Raw genomic sequence first — 1,537 nt, 5'->3', positions numbered from 1 at the left:
GTGGTGCTGGTGGCGGCGGTGGCGGGGCTTGCGGGTGTGGGCAAGACCGAGCTGGCTGTGCAGGCTGCGACCCGCGCGCTCGGCATGCCGGGGTGGTTTCCCGGCGGGGTGCTGTTCGCCGACCTCAACGGCTACGACCCCGAACCGCAGCGGCGGCTGGGTGCGCACCAGGTTCTGGGCGGCTGGCTGCGGGACATGGGCATGCCGGCCGAGCACGTCCCCGACACCGAAGCGGGCCGTGTCTCGCTGTTCCGGTCGGTGCTGGCCGCCTACGCGGGCCAGGGGCGCCGGGTCCTGGTGGTCGTGGACAACGCCGGCAGTGAGGACCAGGCCCGCCCGCTGCTGCCCACCGACCAGGTCACCGGGGCGGTGGTCACCTCCCGCCATACCCTGGACCTCGGCGCCCGCCTGCACGAACTGACCGTCCTGGACGAGGAGTCGTCGGTCGACCTGCTGCGCCAGGCCCTGCGCGTGGCGCACGGCGCAGCGGACACCCGTGTGGAGGACGACGCCGGTCAAGCGCTGCGGCTGGCCCGGCTGTGTGCGGGGCTGCCGCTGGCTTTGCGGATCATCGCGGCCCGCCTCGCCGACCCCTCCAGACCGCCGCTGTCAGCGATGGCGGACGCCCTGCAGAGCGAGCACACCCGCCTGGACCGGATACGCCGCACCGGCACGGGCCGGCAGGATGCCGGCCAGGCGGTACGGGCCGCGTTCGACCTGTCCTACCAGTACCTGACCGACGCACAGGCCCAGCTGTTTCGTCTGCTGCCCCTCAATGCCGGCCCCGAGGTCTCCACTCTGGCCGCCGCCCACCTCCTCGGCCCCGGCCACCCCGACGAGGCCGGGGAAGAAGCGGCCGGAGCCCGGGACGAGGCGGTGGTGGACGCGTACACGGCCGGGGAACTCCTGGGTGACCTGGCCCGCGCCCACCTTGTCGACCCCGCCGCCGGGAGCTGGGGCCGCTGGCGCATCCACGACCTGGTCCGCCTCTACGCCCACGAACACGGCCGGCGGCAGGCCGGACCCGACCGGCGCGAACAGGCCGCCACCCGGCTGCTCGACCACTACCTCGCCACCGCTGAAGCCGCCGGCACTCACCTGGACACCCGCCCCGACCGCCCCCGCTCGGAGGCGTTCACCGGCCGCCAGGCAGCCCTGGCCTGGCTGGACGCCGAACGCACCAGTATGACCGCCGCCGCCACTTCGACGACTGGATCACCCTCACCACCGCCGCGGCCGGCATCTTCCAACAGACCGGCGACCGCCACCGCGAAGGCCAGGCGCTGAACAACCTCGGCCTCGCCCTGCAGGAGGTGCGCAGGTTCCAGGAGGCCATCAACGCCCACACCCGGGACCTGGCCATCTGCCGGGAGACCGGCGACCGCCACCGCGAAGGCCAGGCACTGAACAACCTCGGCCTCGCCCTGCAGGAGGTGCGCAGGTTCCAGGAGGCCATCAACGCCCACACCCGGGACCTGGCCATCTGCCGGGAGACCGGCGACCGCCACCGCGAAGGCCAGGCACTGAACAACCTCGG

Annotated in this window: 1 protein-coding gene and 1 pseudogene; both read left to right on the top strand. The window is 73.7% G+C overall.

All coding sequences use genetic code 11. The annotated features are described in order from the left end of the window. Positions 1-1,287, top strand: a pseudogene (locus LCE31_RS39530) (hypothetical protein); the annotation flags it as partial. Between the two features lie 26 nt (positions 1,288-1,313). Continuing rightward, a partial coding sequence (locus LCE31_RS39525) for a tetratricopeptide repeat protein (protein WP_308042433.1) occupies positions 1,314-1,537 on the top strand: 224 nt, incomplete at its 3' end.

Source organism: Streptomyces sp. 8L, from assembly GCF_020176795.1.
GTDB lineage: Bacteria > Actinomycetota > Actinomycetes > Streptomycetales > Streptomycetaceae > Streptomyces.
Note: the sequence above shows the minus strand (reverse complement) of the source record. Positions and strands in the feature narration are given on the sequence as shown.